Origin of the sequence: Lentimicrobium sp. L6 (assembly GCF_013166655.1) — a bacterium.
In the GTDB taxonomy this organism is placed as follows: domain Bacteria; phylum Bacteroidota; class Bacteroidia; order Bacteroidales; family UBA12170; genus UBA12170.
On record NZ_JABKCA010000158.1, the window covers coordinates 1 to 2,226 of the forward strand.

The window sequence follows — 2,226 nt, forward strand, 5'->3', positions numbered from 1 at the left end:
AATATACTCATATACAACTATTTGTGAACTAAATGGGTAACCCTATAAAATAATATAGAATTGTGTTAAGATAAAATACATAACCCTTACCAAATGGCAAGCCTGATTTTGCGATTGCCAAAATTATCTTTAGTAAATATTCTTGGTAGATTCAGAACGGAGTTAACAAAAAAAAGGCACTTTTGAAAAGTTGTTTAAACTAATAAATTCACAATTAGAGAAACACCATATAATTATTAAAAAAGGAGCCATTGTAGATACGAGTGTAACCGATACTCCTTTATGACTAAAAGGAAAAACAAGCCAAGAAGTAACAGAAGACCATTCAGATGAAGAAATCAAGACCAAGAAGAAATATGCATCAAGTGTAGATAGGGATGGTACGTGGTAAAAAAAACGAGGCAAGTTTCATTTTGGATATAAGAAACATGATGTTACAGATGAAGAAGGGCTTGTTCTGGGAGTTGTAACAACAACAGTAAGTACAAATGAAATAGCAAATTTAGAAGATGTTCTAGATTCAGCAGTTTTACCAAGTGACATCCCTTTAAAAGCAGACAAAGGCTACCAATCTAAGAAAAATGAAGCTCTGTAAAAAAAAGCGAGGTTTGAAAAATCACATATTGAAAAAGGCAAAAAAGATAAGCCACTTACAAAATGGGAGAAGAGATTTAATAAACTAATAGGTAAAACAAGATTTAAAGTTGAACGCACTTTCTGAGGAATAAAAAGATGGTTCTTAGGAGGCACTACTAAATATAGGGGGATGGAGAAAATGCATACTCATAACCTAATGGAGGCTCTTTGCTACAATTTATATCGGAGTCCTGGGATAGTTGCGTCCAATAGTAAAAATTAAAGAGGAAATGTTCGGAAAACGTGGGTAATAAACACTTTGAAATGCAAATGATAGAAAAAAAATAAAAATTTCCCTCATTTAAAGTATCCATGTGTTATGCAATGGTCTTGAATCTATTATCTTTTGTAATTCCCAAAGAGTCACTCCGTCAATTAGTGATGGTTGATTTCATTATGAATAGCAACAAATATTTCTTTTATTAATTCGTTTTTGTCTTTTGTAAGGGAAGTGTTTATTAAATCGGCATATTCAGAGGCTGCTATTATTTTAGATCTAAGCAATAAATAAATGATTCTTTTGTCAGCATATCTAATTCCTAGCTAAGAAGGTGATAAGATAAATAGTATTTTAATTCTTATTTCATATTTGTTTTTTAGATTTGTTAATGCTTTCTATTCCATCATTTTATTAACTCTAGGTTGAATAACCCATATGCCAATAGGGAAGAACCACATAAGGAAAAATTCTTCTGAAAAATCACTAAAAGTAACAGGTCTCTGAAGTTCTATTGATTTTATAGTTTTGGCATTATTCCAAAAGGTATAAAATAGGCAAAACATGGAGAGCATATGCAGTGGAAATACTTCTCTGATGATATCATTCATTATAAATAAGGATGGACTGTCGCTAGGAACTGAACCCATTATAACCATACTCAGGTATATTGAAATCCCAAGTATGTATATTATTGGAACTAGAAGAATGACTTTAAATAGCATTAAATTAGGTCTTCTTTTTGCAGGTAATTTATGATGAAGTTTTGTTCCAACTGCCCAAAGCCAACCAAAGAAAATTACAATATATAGAATTACAAAAGCAGGTGATATGACTAATAAAAGATCTAAATCATCAATTGCTAATAAAAATATTTGCAAACTCACAGGAATTATAATAAGAAGAGTAAATATCTGCCAATGCTTGGCTCTTAAGAAGAAATCCATATTTATAGATGTTTAATAAATTTTTCTTTATCAGCAGTAAATATACATATATTACTCTTAAATAGGAGTTTGTATAATACTTGAAAATTAAAAAGAGTAAAAATATAAAATGTGGCTTTACTAATCTACTTGTCGAACCTAATGGAAAGATGATTGAATAAGAAGGAAGAAAACAAAATTTTAATATTGAATATTTATGCAAGTTTAACCTTCTTATATTTCCTGATTGAGGATTCTTTTTTCAATCCAATATGAAATGTATTTGGCATTCAAAAATACTATTAAGACTGAGAAATATCTCAGAATCGCTATCAATAGACCTTAATTAGTTTCTTTGAACATACCAAAATCCTTAAAAAAGTTTATTATTAAACTGAAGTTTCGCACCGTTATATACTGAGCATTTTAGAGAAAAAATGCAGCATG

1 protein-coding gene and 1 pseudogene are annotated in these 2,226 nt (G+C 29.9%); one reads left to right on the top strand and one right to left on the bottom strand.

Annotated features, from left to right (window positions below):
- Nucleotides 1-406 precede the first annotated feature (406 nt).
- Nucleotides 407-595: pseudogene (locus HNS38_RS21305) on the top strand (transposase); the annotation flags it as partial.
- Nucleotides 596-1,251: 656 nt separating this feature from the next.
- On the opposite strand, the gene HNS38_RS19945 reads toward HNS38_RS21305, so the two are convergent.
- Nucleotides 1,252-1,800 carry a hypothetical protein gene (locus HNS38_RS19945; protein WP_172282144.1) on the bottom strand — a complete coding sequence of 183 codons (549 nt, stop codon included), beginning with the start codon at nucleotides 1,798-1,800 and terminating at the stop codon, nucleotides 1,252-1,254.
- Nucleotides 1,801-2,226 lie beyond the last annotated feature (426 nt).

What these genes read in the sequence shown, in the direction of transcription:
- HNS38_RS19945 (WP_172282144.1), bottom strand. Translation starts at nt 1,800, where the DNA reads ATGGATTTCTTCTTAAGAGCCAAGCATTGGCAGATATTTACTCTTCTT.